This window comes from Tepidanaerobacter syntrophicus (assembly GCF_001485475.2).
Classification (GTDB): Bacteria; Bacillota; Thermosediminibacteria; order Thermosediminibacterales; family Tepidanaerobacteraceae; genus Tepidanaerobacter; species Tepidanaerobacter syntrophicus.
Genome location: NZ_DF977002.1, coordinates 13,418 through 40,315, shown reverse-complemented (window position 1 = coordinate 40,315; position 26,898 = coordinate 13,418). Strand labels below are relative to the sequence as shown.

Here is a 26,898-nt window from a genome sequence, read left to right as displayed (position 1 = left end):
TTAAAACGAAAATAAAAATTTTAAGGAGGATTTTAAGATGAGAAAGAATTTGTTAATAGGTTTACTAGTATTTTCACTGGCTGCTCTTCTCGTGGTAGGCGGAACTATGGCTTGGTTTACGGACAGTCAGACAGCCGATAATAAATTTACAGCAGGAACTGTTGCAATTGAAATTAATGAGCATGACTTTCAAGACATAACAAATTGGAACCCCGGAGATACAACAAATAAGGATGTAAGTATTAAAAGCACAGGTTCAAAAGGAACATATGTCAGGGTCAAATTAACGCCGGTTTGGGGCGCCCTTGACGGAGAAGAGTTTATACCAGATAATACACTTTCAACAACAAATGTTACACTAAATATAATCAATTCTGATAAATGGATCGCCTCTGGCGGGTACTACTATTACTACAAGATAATGAATCAGGGCGTTGAAACAGAATTACTTTTGGACAGTGTGACAATTGCAGGACCAACTACAGGCAATGAATATCAAGGAAAAACCCTTAAAGTTGACGTCGAAGCTGAAGCCGTTCAAGCATCTCATGAGGCGTATAAAGATGCGTTCGGAATTACCTCTTTGCCAGACGGCGTTGAAGCATGGAGCGAAAGCACACCTGAATAAGACCTAAAATCAAGCAGCATAACCTCCAAGGCATGCAGTCTTGCATGCCTTGGCCACCACCTTAGAGGTGAATAAAATTCACCCCCCGACAAAGGAGGGTAGTGAAGGTGAATAAAAATATAAAAAAATATCTCATAGTGCTTTTGGTCTCGTTTTTTGCAGCTAGTGTTTTTACGATGTATGGTGCAGAAGGAGTTTTTGCTGCCGACGATGTGGAACTTAGAGGCGATTCTTCAGGACTTGTCTTAGTGCCGGAAGGCGGAAAACTTTTTGACCTAGGGCGCATGAATCCGGGCGATGCAATAACACGAACGCTGAAGATAACAAATAATTACAGCAGGCCCTTCACTCTCTATATGCGCGCTGAAAGAATCGGAGATGAGCCTACAGGCGCCGATTTGTTAAAACAACTAAGACTTACTATTTCATATCAAGGTGAAGTTATTTACCGGGGTCCTGCTACCGGAGCAAACAGCGAAAGTTCTGGTGGTATTGGAGATATAAGCAGCAATATAAGCCTTGGAAGGTTTGCCTCGTCAGAAAGTAGAAATCTAATTGCAACTATTGAACTTCCGGGTCCTGAAACAGGAAATGAGTTTCAAAATGCTACGGCAGAAGTGAGATGGATTTTTACCGCAGAAACTAGCGGCGGAGGAGGAGGCGGCGGAGGCGGTAAAAAAGAAGAACCGATAGAAGAACCTCCGGTTGAAGTGGAAGAGGAGCCCGTTCCGGAAGGAGAGCCAATACCTCCTGAAATAGAAATTCCTGAGGAGGCCCCTCAAGAAGCTGCCCCTATTGAAATACCTATTGAAGAAGTTCCTATGGGAGCACCGGCAATGCCGAAAACAGGCGAAGAACTTCCATATATATATTATATAGCAGGCATTGTAGCGATTGTTGCAGGAGCCAGCTTGACCATAAGAAGAAAGTGAAGTGCTTAACTTGTTATAACCAACATCCCCTATATATTGCCTGGAATATATTTTACAATATAATCCAGGCAAATTTTTAAAGATGGTGAGGATTATGAAAAGGTTTATTGCTGTAATACTAATTTTGTCCGGCATATTTTTAATATCTTATCCGAAACTAAAAGAAGCCTACTTCGATTATCAACAGAAAAAGCTTATTGAAACATGGAACAAGACAATGGAAGATCTGGGAGATTATCCAGACGAAGCACCGAAAGAAGATACTTCTGCGCCGCTTGCAAGCAAAAAAAATGATTATCTTATAGAATATATAAACTCTCATATGGAAGGCATGCTAAAAATTGATAAAATAAATATTTTCTTGCCCATATTAAAAGGCGCAACAAAAACCAATCTTGATATTTCGGCAGCTTCAGTATCCGGCACGGGTAATCCTGGAGATATAGGCAACTACTGCATTTCGGCACATCGGAGCCGGAGTTACGGCAGGCAGTTTAACAGATTAAATGAACTTAAAAAAGGAGATAAAATCGAGATTATAGTAAAGGATAAAACATGTACTTATGTAGTATCCGAGACATTTCTTGTTGAGGCAGAAGATACCTGGGTGATGCTGCCGCAAAAGGACAAAAAACTCTTAACTCTTATTACGTGCGATTACAGCAGGAAACCTTACCCAAGATTAATAGTAAGAGCTAACCTTTTGGAATCAGGTGAGAATATATAGCCTGGTTTTTTTTGTGCTTGAAAATCTATGTAAATTATGGTAAAATTAGCCTAAATTGAATATTTGATTCGAGAGAATTTTTTTTAGTTAAACTTTCAAACGATAAAGGCAAACTCGTGGAAACGCGGGGACGCAAAGCTAGAGGGCCTTCGCAAGATGGCAGCCAGCTACCGAAAGGAGAGTTTTATTTTGCTTAAACTAAAGAGGATACTCTGCCTTTTGATGTGTTTTTTGTTTATGCTTCCAATTTTAAACAAACCTCTTGCAAGCCAGGCAGATGTATTTGATTTAAGCGATGCAGAACTTGGAATAGTAAAGGTAAATCAGGCGCTGAAAGATAAAAAAATAAAGGTAATGATTCAAAAGAACAATGTAAGTTATTTTTACGATGTAAATAATGTTGGGCAAACACTTCCGCTTCAGATGGGTTCAGGCACATACAAACTGACGCTGTTGGAGTATATTGACAGCAACAAGTACATGCCTAAAGACAGCAAAGATATAGAGGTTAAATTAGCAGACGAAAAATTGCCTTTTTTACAGTCAGCATCTCCGATTTACTGGGATAAAAACGGGGAAGCGGCTAAGATGGCTGCAAAGCTTTCAGAAAACTTAAGCACCGATGAGCAAAAAGCATATGCCATATATGATTACATAGTAAAAAACTTTGAGTATGACAAAGATAAGGTCAAAAGCCTTAACAGTAATTACATACCCTCAGTGGAAGAAACGCTTTCCACAAAAAAAGGTATATGTTTTGACTATGCGGCACTTTATGCTGCAATGCTTAGGAGTATTAACATACCGGCAAAACTTGTCAAGGGCTATAAAAATGACGTAAGCGAGTATCATGCATGGAATGAAGTATATCTTCAAAATCAAGGCTGGATTACAGTTGATGCATGTTATGATTCCATAATGTCAAAAAGCGGTAAAGCAGTTTCATTTAAGAAAAATGCAAATGAATTTAAAAAAGAGAAAGAATATTAGCTAGAGGGGTTTAATAAGGGTAATTATATACATAGAAAAACAATAAGCACTTTGTGGTGTAAAAACCGCAAAGTGCTTATTTTTTATACGACATCAAAATCAAACTTTAAACCAAAAAGGTTTTATGTTAAAATTAGGAGAAACTTAATCAGTTAAAAGCAAAAAACAGTAGGAGAGGATGTATTTGGCAGGCCAGATTCATAAATTTAGAGTATTTGACAAAAATCTAGTCTTGGATGTAAACAGCGGCTCGATTTTTGAGGTAGATAATATAACGTATGATGTACTGGATTATTATAACACTTTGAGTAATAATGATATAATCGCAAAGCTTAAAACCAAGTATTCAAAGCTTGAGATAGAGGAAGCCTTAAAAGAAATTAAGGCAATGGAAACCGAAGGATATCTTTTTAGCAACTTGGATACAAATGCTATTCTAGACAAACTAGATACAAGGCAGTACGTAAAAGCTCTTTGTTTTAACGTTGCCCATGACTGCAATTTACGCTGCAAATATTGCTTTGCGTCAAAGGGAGATTATCACGGCAAAAGAGAAATAATGAGCAGCGAAGTAGGTAAAAAAGCCCTAGAATTTCTTGCAGAAAATTCGGGAGACATGGAAGATGTGGAAGTTGACTTTTTTGGCGGTGAGCCATTGCTTGCTATGGACACTATAAGAGAAGTTATTTCTTATGCGCGTATACTCAAAAAAACATGGGGTAAAAGATTTCATTTCACAATAACAACAAATGCAGTGCTGCTAGACGATGAAACCATTGAATATCTCCATGAGAATATGGACAACATAGTTTTAAGCCTTGATGGCAGAAAAGAAGTAAACGATTTTATTCGAGTGAGGGCAGACGGCAGTGGCAGTTATGATAAAATAGTGCCTAATATAAAAAGGGTTGTGGAACTTAGAGAAAAGGATAACAAAGAATATTATGTAAGAGGTACTTTTACAAAGCACAATCTTGATTTTGCAAAAGATGTTTTTCATATTGCAAACCTTGGGATTCGTGAAATATCTCTCGAACCGGTTGTTGGAAAAGAAGGGGATTATCTTTTAGAAGATAAAGATTTAGATACTTTATGGAAACAGTACGATGAAATTGCCAAGGAATACATGAACCGTAAAAAAACCGGTAAATTACCCTTTAAATTCTATCATTTTAACATAGATATATATAATGGGCCATGTGTATATAAAAGAGTATGGGCCTGTGGAGCAGGCAGAGATTACCTTGCGGTAACTCCTTCGGGAGACATATACCCATGCCACCAGTTTGTAGGGCAAGATGAGTTTTTAATGGGAAATGTGGCTGACGGAAAGCTTGACCAAAAAATTGTGGATATACTGAAGGATACACATGTCTTTGCAAAAGAAGAATGTTCCAAGTGCTGGGCCAGATACTTTTGCAGCGGAGGATGCAATGCTAACAATTTACTAATTTGCGGCGATATGAAAAAACCCTATCATATTACTTGCGAACTCCAGAAAAAGCGAATTGAATACGCAATCTATTTAAATTTGTTTTCATCTGAATAGAGACGAATAAAAACAGCCATGTAGGCTGTTTTATAATCAATGAAGGCTTCTTTACTTTATATTATTTATGGTCGGGGCGGCGGGATTTGAACCCACGGCCTTTCGGACCCGAACCGAACGCGCTACCAAACTGCGCTACGCCCCGACGCACCTATTATACTATAATTTATATTTTATTTCAAACCCTTTTTTACTTTTATGAATCTCGCTTATTTTTACCGAGATTAAAGCAGGAATTTTGCGTTTTAAAGGCGAAGATTACTTAATGCTTATAAGATAAGACAAGCAAGACAAGGAGGCTTATTAATTGGGGAACTTATTTAAACAAAAAGCTTTAGAGAATAATATAAATATCCATATTTACCCTACTTCAAAATTTAAAACCATTAATTTTTATTTATTCGTTCATCAGGAATTAAAGAAAGAAATTGCGACAAAAACCGCACTTTTGCCCTTTGTATTAAAAAGAGGCAGTCAGAATTTCCCTACTCAAAGGAGTATGAATCTATTTCTTGAAAATCTTTATGGGACAAGCACCGACAGCGATATATTAAAACGTGGCGAAGTGCATGTCTTGGAATTTTACATGGAAATACCTAATCCAAAATTTATAGGAGAAGAAAACCTGATTGAAGAAGGATTAAAAGTCTTTCAGGACGTGGTGCAAAATCCTCTTACAGAAAATGGCAGCTTTAAAAAAGAATACGTAGATCAAGAAAAAGAAATCCTAAAAAGAAACATCGAATCTCTCTATAATGATAAGTTTAATTATGTAATCGAAAGATGTATTCAGGAAATGTGCGAAGGCGAACCATTCAGCATTTACAAATACGGTAGTGTAGAGGATTTACAGACTATAGACAGTAATAATTTATACAGCTATTATAATGAATGCATTACTACCTGCCCCATGGATCTTTTTATACTAGGTGATATCGATGAAAATAAAATAGAAAAACTGATAAAAGAAATGTTTTTTATCCAGAGAAAAGACATCAAGAAGATAAATACCGAGTTTTCTGAGAAAATTGTGGAAAAACCTAAATATGTTGAAGAAAAGCAAGATGTAAATCAAGGAAAACTTGCTCTGGGATTTAGGACAAATACAAAGTATGGCGATTCGGATTATTATGCTTTAGCGGTCTATAATAGCATATTAGGCGGAGGCCCGTATTCTAAGCTTTTCCAAAATGTAAGGGAAAAGGAAAGCCTGGCTTATTATGCATTTTCCAAGCTTGAAAAAAATAAGGGCTTGATGCTTATAAGCTCCGGAATAGAGTTTAGCAAAAAAGACAAGGCGCTGGATATAATAGGTAAGCAAGTTGAAGATATGGAAAAAGGCAATATTTCGGCTTATGAGTTTGACAGTGCGGTAAAAAGCCTTGTAAATGCCTTTAAGGAAGCGGCAGACAGCCCCTCTGCAATCATCCAGTCTCGCCTTGACGGTATAATAAACGGCGTAGATGAAACGACAGATGAAATTGTAGATAAACTGCAAAAGGTGACAAAAGATGATGTCGTAAATGTTGCACAAAAAATTAAGTTAGATACTATCTTCTTCTTAAATAAAATCGACTGAAGGGTGGAAAATAATGGACGCATATTTAGGAGAACGCCTAGTTTCCAAAAACTTAAAAGATGGTCTTAAAGTATTTGTAGTGCCAAAGATGGATTATAATAAAGTTTTCGCAATGTATTCTACACACTATGGTTCCGTAGACAACGAATTTGTTGTGCCGGATACAGGTGAGCAGATAAAAGTTCCTGAAGGCATAGCACATTTTTTAGAACATAAAATGTTTGATATGGAATATGGCAACGTTTTTGATAAGTTTTCAGAGCTGGGAGCCTCGACAAATGCTTTTACCAGCTATAATTACACCACATACCTGTTTTCTTCTACATCAAAATTCGAAGAAAATCTAAAATTGCTTCTGGAATTTGTAGAAACTCCTTACTTTACCAAGGAAAGTGTAGAGAAAGAAAGAGGCATTATAGCCCAAGAACTTGAGATGTATGAGGACGAGCCTGATTGGCAGCTTTTACTTAACCTTTTAAAATGCCTTTACCATAAACATCCGGTTAGGATAGATATAGGGGGAACACTGGAGTCTATACAGAAAATTGATGTAGATACATTATATAAATGTTATAACACCTTTTATCATCCAAGCAATATGGTATTATTCGTAAGCGGTTGCATACAGCCTGAGACGGTTTTTGAGATAGTGGAAAAAAGCAGACAGGCAAAAGCTTCTCCTCTTAAAGCAGAGATAAAGAGAATTTACCCCGATGAGCCTCCTACAATATATAAACCTTCTCATACCACATACCTTGACACTGCAGAGCCGCTTTTTCTGATGGGCTTTAAAGACATAGACGTGGGATACGACGGCAGACCGCTTTTGAAAAAGGAAATAGCTACTGATATACTGCTTGAAATTTTACTAGGACGCAGTTCAAAATCCTATGAAAAGCTTTATGAAGAGGGACTCATAGATGATAGATTCAGCTTCAATTATGAAGGGCAAAAAGATTATGGTTTTTGCACAATAGGCGGCGAAACCCCTGACCCTGAAAGACTTCATAAAGAACTTGAACAAATTATCTCAGATAGTCTCAGCAAAGGAATTTCATCTGATGATTTTGAAAGAGTAAAGAAAAAACACATCGGTGAATTTATTCAAGGATTTAATTCATTAGAGTTTATAAGCAGCGCATTTGTTGCATATCATCACAAAAATGTAAATATATTCGATTACTTAAATATCTTAGAAGAAATTAGCTTTGAGGATGTTACAAAGAGACTCAACACATTTTTCAATCTTTCACGACATGCTGTCTCGGTAGTTATGCCAAAAGAAATTATGAAATAGTATAATAGGAAATTAGTTTAACTTTTCACAAATATTGGTGCTGCAGGGCAATAGAAAATACTGCCCTGCAGCACCAATATTTTAGTGGGATATTTTTTTGTCAAAAGCAGGAATTCTCAAATAAACGTAGAATATGGTATGGTAAGTGGTATTTTATGGGTGATTGTGGGGAATTTATTATAATTACAAGTGACACGTTGGAGTGAAGGCTATGTTTATGGGTCAGTTTCAACATTCTCTCGATCATAAGGGCAGACTTATAATGCCTGCCAAGTTTCGTGAGATATTAGGGCCGGTTTTTGTTTTGACAAAAGGCCTTGACTCATGCCTGTTTGCTTACTCCAATGATGAATGGACATTACTGGAACAAAAATTAAAATCTTTGCCTTTTACCCACAAAGACTCCAGAGCCTTTATTCGCCTGTTTTTTTCCGGAGCTGTAGAAGCAGAACTTGACAAGCAGGGCAGAATATTAATTCCGTCTCATCTTAGAGAACATGCTCACATCGACAAAGATGTAATGGTTTTGGGAGTGTCGAACCGAGTGGAAATATGGAGCCTGGAGCAGTGGGAGTCTTACAGTAAAGAGGCTGCTCAATCTTACGAAGAAATAGCGGAAAAACTAGACTTAGATATTTAGGGGATGTAAATTTGTGAAATATCATCACGTGCCAATACTGCTTAAAGAAAGTATTGACATTTTGAATCCAAAGCCAGGTGGAGTTTATGTAGATGCTACCCTGGGCGGAGGAGGACATTTTGAGAATATATTAAAGCATGCAGAGTATAAAGGAACATTTATCGGAATCGACCAAGATGAAGATGCTATTCTTGCTGCAAAAACAAACTTTTCAAAACTGGATTGCGACATACGTTTAGTACATGATAACTTTTGTAACCTGAAGAAGATTCTTCGGGAAAATAAAATAGATGTAATTGATGGTATAATATTTGACTTAGGAGTGTCTTCTCACCAATTAGATGAAGATGCGCGAGGTTTTTCGTACAATAAAGATGCACCATTGGATATGCGGATGAACCAAGAACAGGAATTAAGCGCAGAAGATGTTGTAAATAACCTGCCTCAGGAAGAATTAAAGAGGATAATAGCAGAGTATGGAGAAGAACCTTGGGCAAGCCGGATAGCTGATTTTATTTGTGAAGCGAGACAGAGAGAAAGAATTAGAACAACGGGTGAACTGGTTGAAATAATTAAAAATGCTATTCCTGCAAGAGCAAGGAGAAAAGGCGGACATCCGGCTCGAAAAACCTTTCAGGCACTGCGGATATATGTAAATAAAGAGCTGGATATATTGGAATCTAGTATAAAAGATGCAGTTGAAGTTTTAAGGCCGGGTGGAAGGATTTGTGTTATAACATTTCATTCCTTAGAAGATAGAATTATCAAAGACACCTTTAAACTGCTTTCAACAGACTGCATATGTCCAAAAGATTTACCCGTATGTGTCTGCAATCACAAAAAACTGATTAAGGTGCTTACACGTAAACCTATATATCCGTCAGAAGAAGAAGTAAAGTCGAACCCAAGGGCCCGAAGTGCGAAGCTGAGAGCCGCCGAAAGACTGTAAGTTTAAAAATCCTCGAAGAGGTGATTAAATCAATGGGGGTTGCTGAAAGGGAATTACAGCGAAGAAACTATTTACAAAATCAATACGACATTCCTGAAAAAAGCATAGAAAAACAAGAGAAGAAAAGTAAGGCGAATTACAAATTAAGATACATAATGAAATTGTTTTGTATAGTTCTTTTAGCGCTTTTGCCATTGTATAGATTTGCTGTAATTACCGAGGCTCAAGATAGAATTAACAAACTGCAAACTGAAGCAAAAAAATTAGAAGCGCAAAATGAGCAGCTAAAAGTTGAAGTGGCAAATTTAAAGTCTATCAAGAGAATAGAAGAGATAGCAAGGGGTAAGCTGAGCATGAAAGAACCCGAAAGTGACCAAATATTATATCTCAATACCGATTAACTGTGTAGGTGAAAAATGTGGACAGTTTACAAGCTGTTGTTAAAACAAGGCTATTTATCGTACGCCTGATTTTGACAGTATTAGGTTTTGCTATTTTAGGACGTGTTTTTTGGATACAGATTGTTCGAGGGGATGACTTAAAAGAGCAGGCGCTAAATCAGTGGACAAATGATATGCTCATTGAACCTGCCCGAGGTAATATATACGACAGGAATAATAACCCCCTCGCCATAAGCGCTAAGTCTGATACTGTAGTTGCCAGTATTCCTGATATCAAAGACGAGGATATAGAAAAAACGGCTGCATCATTGTCGGCCGTTTTGCATATTAAAGAGGAAGATTTGGAAAAATCTTTAAGAGATGCTAAAAAAGCAAAGAAGGGCGCTATTTATATTAAACGAAAGATAAGCGACGAAGAATCAGAGGCTTTAAAAAAGCTAAATTTAAAAGGAATATATTTTATAAAAGAAACCAAGCGTTTTTATCCTGAGAAAAATCTATGTTCTCAAGTTTTAGGTTTTACGGGGATAGACGGAGAGGGGCTTAATGGAGTAGAATTAAGTTATGAAAATTACCTTAAAGGAACTCCCGGCAGAACGGTCTTTGAGAAAGACGTTTGGAGCAGAAAACTGCCATTCGGACAAGACCAATATACTCCGCCAAAAGACGGGCTGAATTTAGTGCTTACAATAGACAAAGTGATTCAAAATACTGCGGAAAGCGAATTGGAAAAAGCTCTTGTCGAACATAATGCCAAAAGAGGCACTATTATAGTAATGGACCCAAAAACCGGTGAAATACTGGCTATGGCAAGCAAACCTGATTATGATCCTAATTCATACAGCGAGTTTGATGAACAGCTGTGGAAAAACCCGGCTATATCTGATACGTATGAGCCCGGATCCACTTTTAAAATTATGACTGCACTAGCTTCTTTGGAAGAAGGTGTAGTAAGACCTGAAGATAAATTCTTCGATCCAGGGTATATTATGGTGTCTGGCGTAAAGATAAAATGCTGGTATCACAGTGGCCACGGCAGCCAAACCTTTGTGCAGGCCGTTGAAAATTCATGCAATCCGGTTTTTGTTGAGGTTGCAACAAAACTCGGTAAAGATCGCTTTATGGAGTATATAAATAAATTTGGTTTCGGAAAAGCAACAGGCATTGACCTACCGGGAGAGGCCAAGGGTTTATTACTGGATTCCTCTAAGATTGGTCCGGTAGAGCTGGCAACTATCTCTTTTGGCCAAGGGATATCGGTAACGCCTATACAAATGATTTCTGCGCTTACATGCGTGGCAAATGATGGGAAAATGGTAAAACCTCATATTGCAAAAGCTCTTACCGACAAAAACGGTAATGTGGTTAAGGAAGTTTTACCTGAATTTTCAGACCAGTTGGTCTCACCTAAAACAGCCCAAGAGATGAAAGGGATTTTAGAAAGCGTAGTCAGCAACGGAACAGGCGGAAAAGGGAAAATAGAAGGATACAGCGTGGCAGGTAAAACAGGTACCGCGGAAAAATATTCTCCCGGTAAGTATATTGTTTCATATATGGGATTTGCACCCTGCAAAGATCCAAAACTTGCAGCACTTGTAATCATTGATGAGCCAAAGGAAGATCTTATCTATGGAGGAACTATAGCCGGACCGGTTTTTCAAAAAGTAATGGCTGACTCTTTATCTTATCTTGGTATAAAGCCGGAGACTGCAGCAGTTGTAAATTCTGGCACTATCAAGTTACCAGATTTAAGGAATTTATTTATAGAAGATGCAAAAAAAATATTGACTCAAAATGATCTGGTTCCACAGATTGAAGGCAGCGGTTATGTAGTCGAAGAACAGACGCCGGCTCCGGGAGCCAAAGTTCAGAGAGACTCAAAAGTTATTTTAAAAGTTTCATCATCCAGTACAAACCGCGAACCTGTGATAATACCTGATTTAGAGGGTCGAACAGTTAAAGAAGCGACTGATATTTTAAATGCTATAGGCTTAAATATTGAAATTATCGGCAGCGGGTATGCAATAAAACAAAATCCTGCACCAAACTCCGAAGTAAATCTCGGAACTACGGTTAAAGTTGAATTTTCACAGACGCCGATAGAGGACTAAAAGAGGGATGATTTGTGAAATTAAAAGAAATAATAGAAGTAATTCCTGATGTTTCAGCAGTAAATGGAAATATAAATGTAGAAATAAAATCTGTAGCATATGATTCTAGAAAAACAGAAAAAGGAGCAGTTTTTATTGCGATCTCCGGATTCAATTTTGACGGTCATAAATTTATAGACGATGCATTAGAGCGTGGGGCTTGTGCTGTTGTCGGAGAAAAACCCATAAAACTTGAGGGCGTACCGTATATTCAAGTAAAAAACAGCCGGAGAGCGCTAGCTGCGATATCAGCAAAGTTTTATAACTATCCTGCAGAAAAATTGAAACTAGCAGGGGTTACCGGCACAAGCGGAAAAACAACAGTAACTCATTTAATTGGAAGAATGCTCAAGGGCTCAGGGGCCTCTGCAGGGATTATAGGCACCATTGAAAACACTATAAATAACAAGAAGATTGCTGCTACTCATACGACCCCGGAGTCTCTAGAACTGAATAAAATCTTTTCACAGATGGTGCAAGATAATGTAGAATATGTGGCGATGGAAGTATCTTCACATTCCCTAAAACTTGAACGGGTATATGGCTTAAAGTTTGAAGTAGGGGTTTTTACCAACCTTAGCCGCGATCATCTGGATTTTCATAAGAATTTTGAGGATTATTTTAGTTCAAAGAAAAAGCTTTTTGATAGCGTAAATCAAGCAGTAATTAATATAGATGATGAAAATGGAAGAAAACTGCTAAATATGCTAGCTGTGCCTCCTATTACTTATGGTAGAGATAAATCGGCCGATTTAAGGGCTGAAAATGTTAAAATATCTGCCACAGGCGTCTTGTATGATTTAGTTTTTAAAGGTAAAATTTATCCTGTGTCTTATTCTACACCTGGTATGTTTAGTGTATATAATTCGCTGGCAGCTATAGGAGCGTGCCTTGCCTTAGGATTTCCGGTTGAACAGCTAATAAGCGTTCTTAAAGATGCCGGAGGCGTTCGAGGCAGATTTGAGCTGGTAGAAAACCCGCTGGGCATAAATGTAATAGTGGATTATGCCCACAAACCTGATGGGCTGAAAAATGTATTAGAAACAATAAGAGGATTTTGCTCAAGGAGGATAATTACCGTTTTTGGCTGCGGCGGAGACAGAGACAGGGGTAAAAGACCGCAAATGGGCAAAATTGCCTCTGAGCTTTCTGACTATGTTATAATCACGTCCGACAATCCAAGAAGCGAGGATCCTGAAAGCATTATCAGGGAAATTGAAGCTGGGATTTATAAAAACAATTATGAAAAAATTGCCGACCGAAAAAAGGCTATTCAAAGAGCCATATCTCTTGCAAAAAAGGGAGATATAGTGCTTATCGCAGGTAAAGGTCACGAAACCTACCAAATATTTAAAGATAAGACAATTCACTTTGACGATAGAGAAGTTGCTAAAGAGTTTTTAACAAGGAGCTAAGTCGATGAAACCACTTATTATAAAAGAAATTGTTCATGCCACCGGTGGAGAATATACAGGAAAAAATCATGAAAAACAGATAAAGGGAGTTTCTACAGATTCCAGGACGATTATTGCCGAAAGCCTATTTGTTCCGATCATAGGACCAAATTTTGATGGTCATGATTTTATAGGTAATGCCATTAAAAAAGGTGCTGCAGCAGCACTTTGCAATAAATCTAAAAAGGAAAAACTTGAAGGGCTTTTATTCGATGATATTATATTTGTTGAAAACACAAGCACTGCTTTGCTCGAGCTTGCAAGCTACTACCGCAGCCTTTTTAGCATACCTTTTGTGGCGGTAACAGGCAGTGTAGGCAAGACAACTACAAAGGAAATGATCGCAGAAATATTAATGACAAGGTACGATGTTTTAAAAAGCCGAGGAAATTTTAACAATGAAATAGGTCTACCACTTACAATTTTTTGCCTTGAACAAAAGCATGAGGCAGGGGTAGTTGAGCTTGGCATGAGTGCCCTAGGCGAAATAAGCCGGATGGCAAATGTAGTAAAACCTCACATTGCTGTAATTACAAATATAGGAGTTACACATATAGAGCATTTGGGAAGCAAGGAGAATATAGCTCGTGCTAAGCTGGAAATTTTAGAGCCTCTAAAAAAAGATGATATAGCAATACTAAATGGCGACTGTGCTGAACTTTGGAATGCACGAAAAAATATCGTGCCGAAAACCGTGTTTTTTGGCGAAAAACGCGGTGATGTTTTAATAGACGAAATAAAAAATTTAGGTCCGAATGAATTAGAGTTTACAATCAGCGGCAAGTACGGAGAGGCAAAATTCAAATTACCTCTTTCCGGCAAACATAATGCAATAAATGCAGTTGCTGCTGTAGCTGTAGGTTTTGAAATGGGCTTTACAAAAGAAGAAATTCAGCAAGGGTTATCAAATCTTAAACTGCCGGGTATGAGGCAGGAGTTTAAAAAATCTAAATTTGGATCAGATATTATTGACGATGCTTATAATGCCAATCCGGATTCAATGAAAGCCGCCCTTGATTTAATAAAAGAACTTGCGCCTTATAAAATGAAGGCTGTAATACTTGGGGATATGTTAGAGCTAGGACCGCTTGCCAAAAAAGCTCATTTTGAAGTTGGGACATATGCGGCCTTATGCTCTGACATATGTGTTTTTATAGGCAGCTATGCTGACGCTTTAAAGGAAGGGGCAATAGCTTCAGGATTCAACCCGGCGCGGATTTATACATTTCCTACTGTGCAAGAAAGTGTGCAAGAGATAGAGAAACTTGTAAAAGATTGTGATATAATTTTAGTAAAAGCATCGCGAGGTATGAAATTCGAGCAAATTACGCAGAAGCTAGTCGGGGGATTGTGATAAATGCAAAATAATTTTTACGCAGCAGCTGCTTCATACGGCATGACTATCTTGTTGGGTTTATGGCTAATTCCTGTTTTACACAGGTTAAAATTTGGGCAAATAGTTAGGACTGACGGACCTCTACGGCACCTTGAAAAAACCGGAACCCCTACAATGGGGGGCATCATTTTTATTCTTCCAATAGCATTTTGCACATTGCTTTTTTCAGGTTTTTCTAAAGATGTTTTAGTAGTTATAGCATCCATGATATGCTTTGGAGCAATAGGTTTTATTGATGATTTTATTAAAGTTGCCAAAAGAAGATCTTTAGGCCTTGGAGCAAAACAGAAACTTGCACTTCAATTAATATTTTCGCTAGGTCTTACAAGTTATGTGATTACAAACTTTAAAGACCCATATAATATTTTAATGCCTTTTTCTCATGAGATGATAAACTTAGGATTTTGGTACATTCCGATAACAATGATTATCGTTATCATGGGAACAGTAAACAGCGTGAATTTAACTGATGGTTTGGACGGCCTTGTTGCCGGTGTAACTGCTATTTTAACCCTTATGTATACAATATTTTTAGTTAAAAACGGTTATAACAGTTTAACGGTACCTGCTTGTGCGATATGCGGTGCCTGCCTTGGGTTCTTGGTGTTCAATCGACACCCTGCAAAAGTATTTATGGGAGACACAGGCTCTCTAGGCTTAGGTGGTGCAATAGCCGCGATAGCGGTGCTTTCGCGAAGCCACTTTTATCTTGCGGTTTTTGGCATTATATTTGTAGTCGAAACTTTATCGGTTATACTGCAAGTTATTTCTTTTAAAACTACAGGTAAAAGGATATTTAAGATGAGTCCTATTCATCATCATTTTGAGCTATGCGGATGGAGCGAGGTTAAAGTAGTTCGCACATTTTGGGCTGCAACTTTTATAGCGGGCATTATAGCGCTTCTAATATAGATTGATTGCTACATAAAACTTTGCAAGAGGAGAAATACTGTTGAAAGAAATATATATGGATTTTAAAAACAAGTATGTACTGATATTGGGGCTGGCACGCAGCGGAAGTGCTGCAGCGATTAAATTATCAAATCTTGGAGCACATGTTACGATAAGCGATATAAAGCCAAGAGAGACTTTTGAAAATACGGATGTACTAGAGTCAAAGGGGATAAAGCTGGTATTTGAAGGCCATCCCTTGACACTTTTAGATAATTGCGATCTTCTTGTTTTAAGTCCAGGGATACCAAGCGATATTGAAATCGTGACAGAGGCAAAAAAACGCAATATACCTGTTATAAGCGAACTGGAGCTTGGATACAGATTTGCTGCATCACCGATAATTGCTATTACCGGCACGAATGGAAAGACAACTACAACTACACTAATAGGCGAAATATTGAAAAATGACGGGAAAAGGGTCGCAGTTGCAGGCAACATAGGAACACCATTGGTAAGCGAAGTAGAGAAAACTTTGGAGAACGATTATCTTGTAGTTGAGGTTAGCAGCTTTCAATTGGAAAATATTTTATATTTTAAGCCAAAAATTAGTATTATATTAAATATTACCGAAGATCACTTAAATCGCCATAAAACTTTCGAAAACTATGTTAACATCAAGGCAAGGATTTTTGAAAATCAAACAGAAGAAGATTATACAATATTAAACTATGATGATGCAGTAGTAAGGGAACTGGCAAGATACGCAAAATCCGATGTTTGGTTTTTTAGCCGGAAAGACGTAGTTCGTCATGGTGCCTGCATAGAAAACGACATGATTGTTATAAAAAACAAGGGAAAAACCTATCCTATAGCTAAAGTAGACGAAATAGGAATAAAAGGCAGCCACAACTTAGAAAATGCGCTGGCAGCTGCTTGTTCAACATATTTGGCAAATAGTAAGGTTTCTAGTATTGCTAAAACTCTGAAAAGTTTTCGCGGGATTGAGCATCGCCTGGAATTTGTTGCAGAAATCAATGGTATAAAGTTTATAAACGATTCAAAGGCCACAAATCCAGATGCTGCTCAGAAGGCAATTGAAGCGGTAGATGGACCTATCATCCTTATTGCAGGCGGATATGATAAAAAAAGTGATTATACAGATTTTGTAAAATCATTTGATGGTAAAGTGAAAAAACTTATATTGATAGGTGAGACTGCCGATGCCATAGAGAACGCCGCGATAAAGCAAGGTTTTTTAAACGTTGAAAAGGTAAATTCCCTTAAAGAAGCTGTTATGTGTGGGTACAGAGCGGCATCTTGTGAAGATACAGTTCTTTTATCGCCGGCTTGTGCCAGTTGGGATATGTTTGCAAATTTTGAAGAAAGAGGCCGGCTGTTTAAAGAAGCGGTAAACTCTTTAAAGAAATAAAGGAGCGATTATTATGCGCCTAAAACCGCCGGACTTTTACATATTATTTATAGTTTTACTTCTTTTAAGTATTGGAATTATAATGGTGTTTAGTTCCAGCAATGTAAGAGCATATTATGACTACGGCGACAGCTTCTATTTTTTAAAGCGCCAGTTGCTGTGGTGCTTTATAGGCATTATCGCGATGATATTTTTTATGAATTATGATTATCATCGCTTAAAACAATATGAAGAAATTATTGTGATAGGCATGATACTGCTTTTGATTTTAGTCCTTGTGCCAGGTATCGGAAAAATAGTAAATGATGCCCGCAGATGGATAGGCGTAGGTTCTCTTACGTTTCAGCCCTCAGAGCTTGCAAAGCTAGGCATGATTATTTACCTTGCTGCAGGGCTTGAAAGAAAAGGGGATAAAATCAAATCCTTTTCCATGGGTGTATTGCCGTTTTTGATAGTATTGGCAGTTGTATGCGCTTTGATACTTAAGGAACCCCATATGAGCGCGACTGTTATCATAGGTGCCACAACTTTTATAATGCTATTTATTGCTGGTGCCAGTATGGCCCATATACTTGGGCTTGGAGCAATAGGAGGAGCCGTTGCATTAGCTTTAATGATTAGCAAACCCTATAGGCTTCAAAGAATCACTTCTTTTTCTGATCCGTGGAAAAACTCCACTGAGGGAGGATACCACATTATTCAGTCTTTGTATGCACTAGGATCAGGTGGCTTTTGGGGTTTAGGGCTGGGAAAAAGCCGACAGAAGTTTTTTTATCTTCCTGAGCCGCAAACAGATTTTATCTTTTCGGTAATAGGCGAAGAATTGGGCTTTTTGGGAGCAGGCATAATTATAATACTTTTTATGGTATTTATCTGGCGAGGATATATAATTGCTGCAAATGCTCCTGACTTATTTGGAAAGTTAACGGCCGCAGGTATTACCACTATTATTGCTCTTCAATTTTTAATAAACGTGGCGGTTGTGACTGCATCAGTGCCGGTTACAGGCATGACCCTTCCATTTATAAGCTATGGTGGCTCGTCCTTAACTATTACATTAGTGGAAGTAGGCATTTTATTAAATATTTCAAGATTTGCGGAGGTCAAATAAATGCCACCGGAAAAAAACAAAAAATTTATCTTCGCAGGCGGCGGAACAGGAGGGCATATATACCCGGCAATAGCCATCGCCAGCGGATTAAAACGAAAATATCCAGATTCAGATATACTTTTTATAGGGACAGGAAAGCAACTTGAAAAAGATATTGTAGAAGAAGCGGGATTTCCCTTAAAGATAATTCACGCAAAAGGATTTGAAAGAAAGCTGTCAATAGATACGTTAAGATCTCTGCACCAACTTATACTTGGCGCAGCAGATTCGATTAAGATTTTAAAAGAAGAAAAACCTGATTTGGTAATCGGTACAGGAGGTTATACGGCAGGGCCGGTTGTATTTTTTGCATCACTTATGGGAATTCCTTGTGCAATACATGAGCAAAATGTTATTCCAGGTGTTACAAACAAAATACTGTCACAATTTGCAAAAAAAATTTTTATAAGCTTTCCGGAGTCAGCAAATTATTTTCCAAAAAACAAAGTGATCCTTGCCGGAAATCCCGTAAGGCCTGAAATTACAAAAGGCACGCGGCGGGAGGCTTTAGAAAAATTTGGGTTATCTCCCAATATGCCGACAGTTTTGAGCTTTGGCGGAAGTCAGGGAGCTATGAGCTTAAATAATGCGATTTACTATGTAATTAAAACTTTAATAAAGAGCAAAGAATTTCAACTGATACATGTTACCGGCAAAAACAACTATAGTAAAATTATGCAATCTCTCATGGATGACAAAATTGATCTGGGAAGTGCAAGTCATATTGTCATAAAACCATATATAAATGATATGGAAAATGCTTACGCTGCAGCTGATTTAATTATTTCAAGAGCCGGAGCTTTGACTATAGCGGAACTTAGCGCTTGCGGCAAACCGGCCATTCTAATTCCGCTTCCTTCAGCTGCGAACAGACATCAAGACTTTAATGCTGCTTTAATGGAAAAAAACGGTGCAGCAATAGTTATTTATGAAAAAGATCTCACAGGGGAAAAACTGTATAAGTCGATTTGCAACATTATTTTTGATAAAGAGTGTTTGCTTAAAATGTCTGCTTCAAGTAAAAAACTTGCACGCAACAATGCTCTTGATACAATACTTCAAGAAATAGAAAAGTTATTGAAATAGTGAAGGATTTACTTAAAGTACAGATTATGTTAATATTAATTAGGCCATATCTTTACAAGGCCGATTAGACACCGGACAAGACACATCGCAAACCTTTTTTGCATTAAATATAATCAGCATGAATTACTGCACAAATAATCGTGTAGTTTTATAGGAGGAGCGAATAATTTGAAAGGGAAGAACACTCGAATCCATTTCATAGGAATCGGCGGAACCGGAATGAGTGGTATCGCAAAAATATTGATAAATATGGGATATAAAATATCAGGATCTGATCTGAAAGCATCAGATGCGCTATTTCGACTTAAAGATGCAGGGGCACAAGTTTTTGTAGGCCATAACGCTTCAAATGTAGAGGGAGCTGATATGGTCGTGATTTCATCTGCAATTCCAAAAACTAATCCTGAGTATGTCAGGGCTATTGAATTAGGAATACCGGTAATGCATCGCGCCGATATGCTAAGCTTGCTTATGCTCTCAAAAAAAGGCATTGCAATAACCGGTGCTCACGGAAAAACTACGACTACCTCAATGATTTCCTTAATAATGGAAAAAAGCGGTCTTGATCCTACTGTCGTTATAGGTGGAGAACTTAATGATATTGGAGGAAATGCAACGCTGGGGACCGGCGAATATCTTGTAGCTGAAGCAGATGAAAGTGATGGTTCCTTTATGAAACTGTCACCTTATGCAGCGGTTGTAACAAATATCGAAAATGATCACATGGATTATTATAAAGATATGGTTTCAATGAAAAATGCCTTCAAAAAATTTGTCAGTAATGTAAAGAATGAAGGCTTCATTGTTTTTTGCAATGATAACGAATATGTTAGGGAACTTGCCCAAGAAACTGACAAAAAGTACTATACCGTAGGTCTAAATCAACCGGCTGATTTCATGCCGAAAAATATCAAGATGAACGGCCTAACAAGTGACTTCGAGATATGTTTTAAAGAAAAAACATTAGGACAAATTCAACTACAGGTACCTGGCATCCATAACATAATTAATGCAACCTGTGCCATAGCTTTAGGTATCGGACTAGGGATAGATATAAGGGTTATGGCAGATGCCATAAAAACTTTTAAGGGAGTGCAGCGCAGATTTCAATTGATTGATGAAATTGATGGAATTAAAATTATAGATGATTATGCTCATCATCCCACAGAAATAAAAGCAACATTAAGGGCTGCACGCAATTGCAATCCGAGAAAAATATACGCAATTTTTCAGCCTCACAGGTTTACAAGAACTCAATTGCTTTTTGAAGAGTTTGGCGCAGCATTTGAAGATGCTGATGAAGTTATAATAACTGACATATACAGTGCAGGCGAAGATCCGATAGATGGCGTTTCTTCAAATTTAATAGTAGATGCGTTGAAGAGAAACGGCAAAACACCTATTTTTCTGCCTAATAAAAGCGATATTGCAGATTGTGTGTTAAGTCAGGCTATGCCGGGAGATTATGTAATGACAATAGGAGCCGGAGACATTAACGACGTAGCATATGAAATGGCGGAGAAAATGAGATCTTACCACAGTGAAATCTTTAGCGAATGTCGCAGGGTAAATTAATATATAATACTGAAATACACTGGTTTAACATCAAAAAACCGGCAGAAAGCAGGGATTAAAGATAAATATTTGTAATATATAATAATTTATGATAAAACTGATTTTTTATTTACTGTAAGATTGTTAAATATTAAAGGGCAAGTGGTTGCAAATGCGGAAAAAAAATAATAATAGGCATATAAGACGCAACAACTATAATAAAGAGAAAAAGCCCTATCTTGTAAAGTTATTGTTATTAGGCGGATTTTTATGTATAATAATATCAATGTTTAATATCTCAAATTATATTTTCGCCATTGAAAATTTTGAAATAACAGGAAACGAGAGCATATCTTCTGAAGAAATATCTAATTTGATCCAAGGTTACATAGGTTTAAATTTATTAGAAATCAAGCCTTCGAACATCGAAAAGACTGTTAAAGATACTTTTCCAATAAAAAAAGTCGAAGTAAGCTATAAACTTCCGAACACTCTTATTCTCCGTGTAAAAGAAAGAGAGGCTCTGGCAGCTCTGAATTACTCCAAGGGTTTTGTTCTTATAGATTCAGAGGGTTATGTGGTAAAAATCATATCCAAGCTAGAGAGCTATTCTCTTCCTATAGTGACAGGATTTGATATAAAAAAAGCAGAGATTGCAAAAAAACCCACATTTGAAAAAAACTCAGATTGCTTTCAGACCTTACTTGAAACGATAAAATCAATTGAAGTTGTAAATATGGAACTTTCTGAGATTAATCTGTCGCTTGATATAAATAACGAGCCTAATTTTTATTTATATACATTAGATGGATATCAAGTTTTCTTAGGGAAATTTGACAGCAAAAAAATTGCTATTTTACCCGCATTATTGGAAGATATAAGGGAAAAAGGCATAGGAAGGGGCCTATTGGATATAAGCCATGATACACCCGTTTTTAAACCTTTTAATTAAGTTTAGGGAAGAAAAACCAAATATGAAAGATGCTTCTAAAACCCAGGCACATATTGCCATATCAGTGATATGCTTTATACTTGGCATGCTGCTCGTGGCACAATTTCGCAGCGTTCAAGTAAGCGGTGCTGCTATTTCTATTCAAAGAGCTCAAGAGTTATCTACTCAATTAAAAACGGTCACCGAAGAACGCGATATGTATAAAAAAGAACTGTTAGAACTCAGGACAAGACTTGCAGAATACGAAGATGCCGCATCTAAAACCAGCAGTTTGACAGAAGCAATGAAAAAGGAATTGGAAAAAGTGCGAATGTTAGCCGGACTTACTCCAGGAACAGGTCCCGGTATAGTTGTAACTCTTGACGACAGTAACTTGCCGCGACAGCCCGGAGAAGATGCAAACTTGTTTTTGATTCACGATGAGGATCTTTTGAAGGTAATAAATGAACTTTTTGCCGCAGGAGCAGAGGCGATTTCCGTAAACGGACAACGCATAATAGCAAATAGCGAAGTAAGATGTGTAGGACCTACAATTATCATAAATTCCGTAAAGCTTGCTCCGCCGTTTATCATCCAAGCTATCGGCGATCCTGATACACTGGAAAGCGCTTTGAAAATGCGCGGCGGAGTGATAGAATCATTGCAAGTTTTTGGCATACAGGTCAATATAAAGAAGCAGGAAAAAATTGATATGCCCGCTTATGCAGGAGCTATTCAATTTAAGTATTTTAAACCTGCTAAGGCAGGTGAAGTACAACAATGATATATCCTATCGCAGGTCTTATTTTAGGTCTTGTAGTAGGGTTTTATTTGCCTATAAGCGTGCCTGTTGTATATGCGCCATATGTTTCAATTTCAATACTTGCTGCATTGGACTCTGTACTTGGCGGTATACGAGCTATGGAAGAAGGCAATTTTGATACTCTTATTTTTGTTTCAGGTTTTTTTATTAACACTTTAATGGCCGGCTTTTTAGCGTATTTTGGCGATAGGCTCGGCATTCAGTTATATCTTGCAGCTATATTTGCTTTTGGCGTTAGGATATTTCAAAACCTTGCAATTATACGCCGAAACATGATTCAAAAACTTGTTTCAAAAAGAAGCGAAAAAGAGGAAGAAAATTCCGCTAGCTAAGAAGGCCCGCCTGTAATGGAGGGGGAGGTGCTAACTTGGGAAAGGGCAACATAATAGCAAGCTTAGATTTGGGTACATCTAAAACCTGCTGCATGGTTGGAGAAATAACACGCTCAGGTGATATTGACATCCTGGGCTATGGAATTTGCGAATCTTCAGGTATAAAAAAAGGTGTAGTAGTCAATATCGACCTTGCAGCTCAGAGTATAGCAAAAGCTGTAGAAATTGCAGAACAGATGTCTAATACAAACCTGAGTCATGTAGCAGTAGGAATATCAGGAGACAATATTTCCCTAGTAAACAACCGAGGCGTTGTTGCAATTCCCAAAAATGAAAGCGAAATTACCCCTCAAGACGTAGAAAGGGTTTTGCAAGCCGCAAAGATTATGGCTATACCTCTTGAAAGAGAAATTATAGATATAATACCAAGAGAATTTATTGTAGATGGTTATGATGGCATAAAAGATCCTGTGGGGATGGCAGGCTCGAGACTTGAGGTTTCAGCCTGTATTGTTTTAGGGCTTTTAACTTCTATACAAAATATAGTTAAGTGTGTTCAAAGAGCCGGATTATCGGTAGAATCTATGATACTAAGACCCCTGGCCGCTGCTGAAATGTTGGTTTCTGAAGATGAAATGGATATGGGAGTTGTTTTAATAGATGTTGGAGCTGGTACTACTGAAATTTCGGTTTTCCAGGATGGCTGTATAGCTGCATATGACATGATTCCTATAGGCGGGGACCTTATAACTAACGATATAGCCATTGGCCTTAGACTACCGTATTCTTACGCTGAGGAGATTAAATGTAAATATGGATGCGCCTTAATGTCTATGGCATCAGAGAACAAGGATATTGAAGTCTACAGCTTAGGAGAATCCTCCTCGAAGAAAATTTCTCAGAAAGAGTTAACTGCAATTATCGAGCCGCGGGTACAAGAGATAATTTCTTATATTGCAAAAAGCATAAAAGAATTTGGCCTTAAGTCTATTCCTCCTGCGGGTATTGTATTTACAGGGGGAGGTTTAATACATATAGACGGTGCTCTTGAAATGGCAAAGCAATTGCTTGGCATTCCTGTAAGAGCTGGAGTTACAAGTTCTTATGGCAAAGATCAGACCTTTACAATAGCGTTAGGGTTATTAAATTATTTGATAAAACATAGAATCTTCGATGCAAACACCTTTGCAAAAGAAAAACAACCGGGCTATAGCATCCTAGAAAGAATTAGAAAGTTTTTCAGAGAATATTTTTAGCCTACAAATTTTATTTCTATAAAAAAGTTAAAATGGTGAAACCGCACACCATTTTCCCACTATTAACTATGCCACTGGCGGTAGCGGCGGAATGGAGGTTACCGTGCTGGATTTCGAAGTAGAAATGGAACAATATGCAAATATCAAAGTTATAGGAATTGGCGGAGCCGGCAATAATGCAATAAATCGTATGGTGGAGGCCGGCCTCAAGGGTGTAGAGTTTATCGCGGTAAACACCGATGCACAGGCTCTATATTTATCAAAAGCAGATAAAAAGATTCAAATTGGAGAAAAACTGACAAAAGGCCTTGGGGCAGGAGCGAATCCGGAAATTGGAAGAAAAGCTGCAGAGGAGAGCAAAGATGTAGTCGAAGAAGCGCTAAAAGGCGCTGACATGATCTTTATAACCGCTGGAATGGGAGGCGGAACAGGTACCGGCGCCGCTCCTATAATTGCCGAGGTTTCAAAAAACTTAGGAATATTGACAGTAGGCGTTGTCACAAAACCGTTTTCGTTTGAAGGCAAGAAGCGTATGGCAAACGCTGAGATGGGAATAACAGATATAAAAAGCAATGTTGACACCTTAATTACAATTCCAAATGACAGGCTTTTGACTATTGCAGAGAAGAAAACCTCGATTATAGAAGCTTTTAAGCTGGCAGATGATGTTCTAAGACAAGGCGTCCAAGGCATATCCGATTTAATTGCCGTACCGGGCCTTATAAACTTAGATTTTGCCGATGTAAAAACAGTAATGCAAGATACAGGCCTTGCTCATATGGGAATAGGCAAAGGTTCCGGCGAAACAAGAGCAACAGATGCAGCAAAGCAAGCTATATCAAGCCCGCTTCTTGAGACATCAATTGACGGTGCAAAAGGCGTTCTGCTAAATATTACCGGCGGAGCTAATTTGGGATTGCTGGAAGTTAATGAAGCGGCTGAGTTAATTGCATCAGTTGCAGACAAAGAAGCTAATATCATATTCGGTGCGGTGATTGACGAGAAGCTGCAGGACGAAGTTAGGATTACTGTTATCGCAACAGGCTTTGACAATGTTAAAGAAAGGCAGCCTGAAATTGAAGAATTCGAAGTAGGACATTTTGTAGATGAAGACTTGGAAATTCCCGCGTTTTTGAGAAAAAATAGGAAAAGATAGAGCGCTTGAGCGCTCTTTTTTTATGAGGAAAGTTTAATATTCCTAGAAGGTATTTAATATGGTATTATAGGTATAAAGAATGTAGAGGGCGAAAACACAGCTAAAATATTTCATAAACTTTATACTCTTATCGCATATAGAGGTGATTTTAAATGGCATATTATAGTATTGGGAAATTCGCTCAATTAATAGATAAAACTACACAAACTTTAAGAAATCGGGATAAAAAGAATATCTTAAAACCTGCCTATATAGCACCATCTGATTTAGATACTATTTAGATGATTAAAACCTACAAAGTAATGCTTTTACCAAATAACAAACAAACAACAAAATTATTTGAATGCGCAGGTGTTGCAAGGTGGGCGTACAATTGGGCGTTAGAACAACAACAAACGAAAGTGAAGAAAGTCGAAAAGAAACTCAAAAGGCTTCAAAGAAAGCTATCTAAAAAATACGAACTAAATAAAACTCACACACAGGGAGGTGAATACCGTTACAGAAAAACTAAAAACATTAAAAAGTTAGAACTCCTTGTTCTAAAAACATATAGAAGGCTTAAAAACATTAGGCGCAATTATATTCATCAGATAACTACATCTCTAGCGAGAACCAAGCCGGAGTATGTGGTAATGGAAGACTTAAATACTTGCGGAATGTTAAAAAATAGAAAACTGTCAAAAGCTATACAAGAACAGGTTTTCCATGAATTTAAAAGGCAAATGGAATATAAGTGTGCATGGAATAAAATTCAGTTTATACTTGCGGATAGATATTATCCTTCAAGCAAAACTTGCAGTAGATGTTACAGCATAAAAGATAAATTATCCTTAGCTGAGCGAACATTTATATGCGATGATTGCGGGTATGAAATAGATAGGGATTTAAATGCAAGTATAAATCTGCAACGTTACGGTAAATCAATAGTACAGCATTAAACGCAACTATTGATGTGTACCCAGACGTTACTGGGGAATTTAAGCCTTTGGAGCGCCAAACAAACACCAGTAGAGTTAATCGAAAGTGGGTACGATGAACAAGGAAGGAAACATAAACTTTATAGAGCTTTGAAAATACCTTATAAAGTTTTATAAGTTTTCTGTAACGGTTGCAAAATGAAATGCCCATTTTGCGGTAATGCCGACAGTAAAGTGATGGATTCCAGACCTATAGAAGACGGCACAATAATACGGCGACGCCGTGAATGTCCGTCCTGCAAGAAAAGGTTTACAACTTATGAAAGAGTAGATGAAATGCCCCTTACCGTAATTAAAAGAAACGGCACTCGAGAGGTATTCGATCCACACAAGATAATAAATGGTCTGCTTAAAGCCTGTGAAAAAAGACCTATTTCAATAGATACTATTCAAAATATAGCAAGCGATATCGAAAAAGAGCTAAACAATGCCATGATTCAAGAAATTGAGAGTAGAGAAATTGGCGAAATGGTGATGGAAAGGCTCAAAGAGCTTGATGCTGTGGCGTATGTAAGGTTTGCTTCAGTTTACAGACAATTTAAAGATATAGATTCTTATATTGACGAGATTGAGAAACTAAAAAACAAAAAATAATTTCTATTTACCGGAGGCGTTTAG

Annotated in this window: 25 protein-coding genes, 1 tRNA gene, 1 pseudogene and 1 riboswitch; of the genes and pseudogenes, 26 read left to right on the top strand and 1 reads right to left on the bottom strand. The window is 37.6% G+C overall.

Annotated elements, in window-relative coordinates; all coding sequences use genetic code 11:
• Positions 1–37: 37 nt before the first annotated feature.
• The 5 genes from TSYNT_RS07720 to scfB all read left to right on the top strand — a co-directional run bounded on the left by TSYNT_RS07720 (position 38) and on the right by scfB (position 4,826).
• Positions 38–628: a BsaA family SipW-dependent biofilm matrix protein gene (locus TSYNT_RS07720; RefSeq protein ID WP_059032932.1), complete on the top strand. Its 591-nt coding sequence runs from the start codon at positions 38–40 to the stop codon at positions 626–628.
• Positions 629–735: 107 nt separating this feature from the next.
• Positions 736–1,560: an LPXTG cell wall anchor domain-containing protein gene (locus tag TSYNT_RS07715; protein ID WP_059032931.1), complete on the top strand. Its 825-nt coding sequence runs from the start codon at positions 736–738 to the stop codon at positions 1,558–1,560.
• A 94-nt stretch (positions 1,561–1,654) separates the two neighbouring features.
• Positions 1,655–2,287, top strand: a complete 633-nt coding sequence (locus TSYNT_RS07710) for a class D sortase (RefSeq protein ID WP_059032930.1) — start codon at positions 1,655–1,657, stop codon at positions 2,285–2,287.
• Positions 2,288–2,384: 97 nt separating this feature from the next.
• Positions 2,385–2,462, top strand: a riboswitch (cyclic di-GMP riboswitch).
• 14 nt (positions 2,463–2,476) lie between these two features.
• Positions 2,477–3,277, top strand: coding sequence for a transglutaminase-like domain-containing protein (locus tag TSYNT_RS07705; RefSeq protein WP_083497711.1), 801 nt, complete (start codon positions 2,477–2,479; stop codon positions 3,275–3,277).
• A gap of 184 nt (positions 3,278–3,461) precedes the next feature.
• Positions 3,462–4,826: a thioether cross-link-forming SCIFF peptide maturase gene (scfB, locus tag TSYNT_RS07700; RefSeq protein ID WP_059032928.1), complete on the top strand. Its 1,365-nt coding sequence runs from the start codon at positions 3,462–3,464 to the stop codon at positions 4,824–4,826.
• Positions 4,827–4,894: 68 nt separating this feature from the next.
• Here scfB and TSYNT_RS07695 read toward each other — a convergent pair.
• Positions 4,895–4,971 (bottom strand) — tRNA-Pro (locus TSYNT_RS07695).
• A gap of 162 nt (positions 4,972–5,133) precedes the next feature.
• Here TSYNT_RS07695 and yfmF point away from each other — a divergent pair.
• The 21 genes and pseudogenes from yfmF to nrdR all read left to right on the top strand — a co-directional run bounded on the left by yfmF (position 5,134) and on the right by nrdR (position 26,874).
• Positions 5,134–6,405, top strand: a complete 1,272-nt coding sequence (gene yfmF, locus TSYNT_RS07690) for an EF-P 5-aminopentanol modification-associated protein YfmF (protein ID WP_059032927.1) — start codon at positions 5,134–5,136, stop codon at positions 6,403–6,405.
• Between the two features lie 13 nt (positions 6,406–6,418).
• A complete protein-coding gene (gene yfmH / locus TSYNT_RS07685) occupies positions 6,419–7,702 on the top strand; it encodes an EF-P 5-aminopentanol modification-associated protein YfmH (protein WP_059032926.1) in 1,284 nt (427 codons plus the stop codon).
• A 211-nt stretch (positions 7,703–7,913) separates the two neighbouring features.
• Positions 7,914–8,342 (top strand): division/cell wall cluster transcriptional repressor MraZ, encoded by a 429-nt coding sequence (gene mraZ / locus TSYNT_RS07680; protein ID WP_059032925.1) that lies wholly within the window; start codon positions 7,914–7,916, stop codon positions 8,340–8,342.
• A 13-nt stretch (positions 8,343–8,355) separates the two neighbouring features.
• A complete protein-coding gene (rsmH, locus tag TSYNT_RS07675; RefSeq protein ID WP_059032924.1) occupies positions 8,356–9,291 on the top strand; it encodes a 16S rRNA (cytosine(1402)-N(4))-methyltransferase RsmH in 936 nt (311 codons plus the stop codon).
• Between the two features lie 32 nt (positions 9,292–9,323).
• On the top strand, positions 9,324–9,692 hold the full coding sequence (ftsL, locus tag TSYNT_RS07670; RefSeq protein ID WP_059032923.1) for a cell division protein FtsL: 369 nt from the start codon (positions 9,324–9,326) through the stop codon (positions 9,690–9,692).
• A 17-nt stretch (positions 9,693–9,709) separates the two neighbouring features.
• The gene (locus tag TSYNT_RS07665; protein WP_059032922.1) at positions 9,710–11,803 is read left to right on the top strand and encodes a stage V sporulation protein D; all 2,094 of its coding nucleotides are present in this window, start codon (positions 9,710–9,712) and stop codon (positions 11,801–11,803) included.
• 14 nt (positions 11,804–11,817) lie between these two features.
• The gene (locus TSYNT_RS07660; RefSeq protein WP_059032921.1) at positions 11,818–13,257 is read left to right on the top strand and encodes a UDP-N-acetylmuramoyl-L-alanyl-D-glutamate--2,6-diaminopimelate ligase; all 1,440 of its coding nucleotides are present in this window, start codon (positions 11,818–11,820) and stop codon (positions 13,255–13,257) included.
• A 4-nt stretch (positions 13,258–13,261) separates the two neighbouring features.
• Positions 13,262–14,650: a UDP-N-acetylmuramoyl-tripeptide--D-alanyl-D-alanine ligase gene (locus TSYNT_RS07655; RefSeq protein ID WP_059032920.1), complete on the top strand. Its 1,389-nt coding sequence runs from the start codon at positions 13,262–13,264 to the stop codon at positions 14,648–14,650.
• A gap of 3 nt (positions 14,651–14,653) precedes the next feature.
• Positions 14,654–15,604, top strand: a complete 951-nt coding sequence (mraY, locus tag TSYNT_RS07650) for a phospho-N-acetylmuramoyl-pentapeptide-transferase (protein ID WP_059032919.1) — start codon at positions 14,654–14,656, stop codon at positions 15,602–15,604.
• A 55-nt stretch (positions 15,605–15,659) separates the two neighbouring features.
• A complete protein-coding gene (gene murD, locus TSYNT_RS07645) occupies positions 15,660–17,015 on the top strand; it encodes a UDP-N-acetylmuramoyl-L-alanine--D-glutamate ligase (RefSeq protein ID WP_059033225.1) in 1,356 nt (451 codons plus the stop codon).
• Positions 17,016–17,028: 13 nt separating this feature from the next.
• Positions 17,029–18,126 carry a stage V sporulation protein E gene (gene spoVE / locus TSYNT_RS07640; protein WP_059032918.1) on the top strand — a complete coding sequence of 366 codons (1,098 nt, stop codon included), beginning with the start codon at positions 17,029–17,031 and terminating at the stop codon, positions 18,124–18,126.
• On the top strand, positions 18,127–19,251 hold the full coding sequence (gene murG, locus TSYNT_RS07635; protein ID WP_059032917.1) for an undecaprenyldiphospho-muramoylpentapeptide beta-N-acetylglucosaminyltransferase: 1,125 nt from the start codon (positions 18,127–18,129) through the stop codon (positions 19,249–19,251).
• 168 nt (positions 19,252–19,419) lie between these two features.
• Positions 19,420–20,826, top strand: coding sequence for a UDP-N-acetylmuramate--L-alanine ligase (gene murC / locus TSYNT_RS07630; protein WP_059032916.1), 1,407 nt, complete (start codon positions 19,420–19,422; stop codon positions 20,824–20,826).
• Between the two features lie 151 nt (positions 20,827–20,977).
• A complete protein-coding gene (locus tag TSYNT_RS07625; RefSeq protein ID WP_059032915.1) occupies positions 20,978–21,757 on the top strand; it encodes a cell division protein FtsQ/DivIB in 780 nt (259 codons plus the stop codon).
• 22 nt (positions 21,758–21,779) lie between these two features.
• Positions 21,780–22,520, top strand: coding sequence for a DUF881 domain-containing protein (locus tag TSYNT_RS07620; RefSeq protein ID WP_059033223.1), 741 nt, complete (start codon positions 21,780–21,782; stop codon positions 22,518–22,520).
• The gene (locus tag TSYNT_RS07615) at positions 22,517–22,891 is read left to right on the top strand and encodes a small basic family protein (RefSeq protein WP_059032914.1); all 375 of its coding nucleotides are present in this window, start codon (positions 22,517–22,519) and stop codon (positions 22,889–22,891) included. Before TSYNT_RS07620 ends, TSYNT_RS07615 begins: the two co-directional genes overlap by 4 nt.
• 35 nt (positions 22,892–22,926) lie before the next feature.
• Positions 22,927–24,147, top strand: a complete 1,221-nt coding sequence (gene ftsA, locus TSYNT_RS07610) for a cell division protein FtsA (RefSeq protein WP_059032913.1) — start codon at positions 22,927–22,929, stop codon at positions 24,145–24,147.
• A gap of 103 nt (positions 24,148–24,250) precedes the next feature.
• Positions 24,251–25,303 carry a cell division protein FtsZ gene (ftsZ, locus tag TSYNT_RS07605; RefSeq protein ID WP_059032912.1) on the top strand — a complete coding sequence of 351 codons (1,053 nt, stop codon included), beginning with the start codon at positions 24,251–24,253 and terminating at the stop codon, positions 25,301–25,303.
• 152 nt (positions 25,304–25,455) lie between these two features.
• Positions 25,456–25,566: pseudogene (locus TSYNT_RS11985) on the top strand (IS607 family transposase); the annotation flags it as partial.
• Between the two features lie 18 nt (positions 25,567–25,584).
• Complete coding sequence (locus tag TSYNT_RS07600; RefSeq protein WP_083497710.1) at positions 25,585–26,241, top strand: RNA-guided endonuclease TnpB family protein; 657 nt, start codon at positions 25,585–25,587, stop codon at positions 26,239–26,241.
• Positions 26,242–26,418: 177 nt separating this feature from the next.
• Positions 26,419–26,874: a transcriptional regulator NrdR gene (nrdR, locus tag TSYNT_RS07595; RefSeq protein ID WP_059032911.1), complete on the top strand. Its 456-nt coding sequence runs from the start codon at positions 26,419–26,421 to the stop codon at positions 26,872–26,874.
• Positions 26,875–26,898 lie beyond the last annotated feature (24 nt).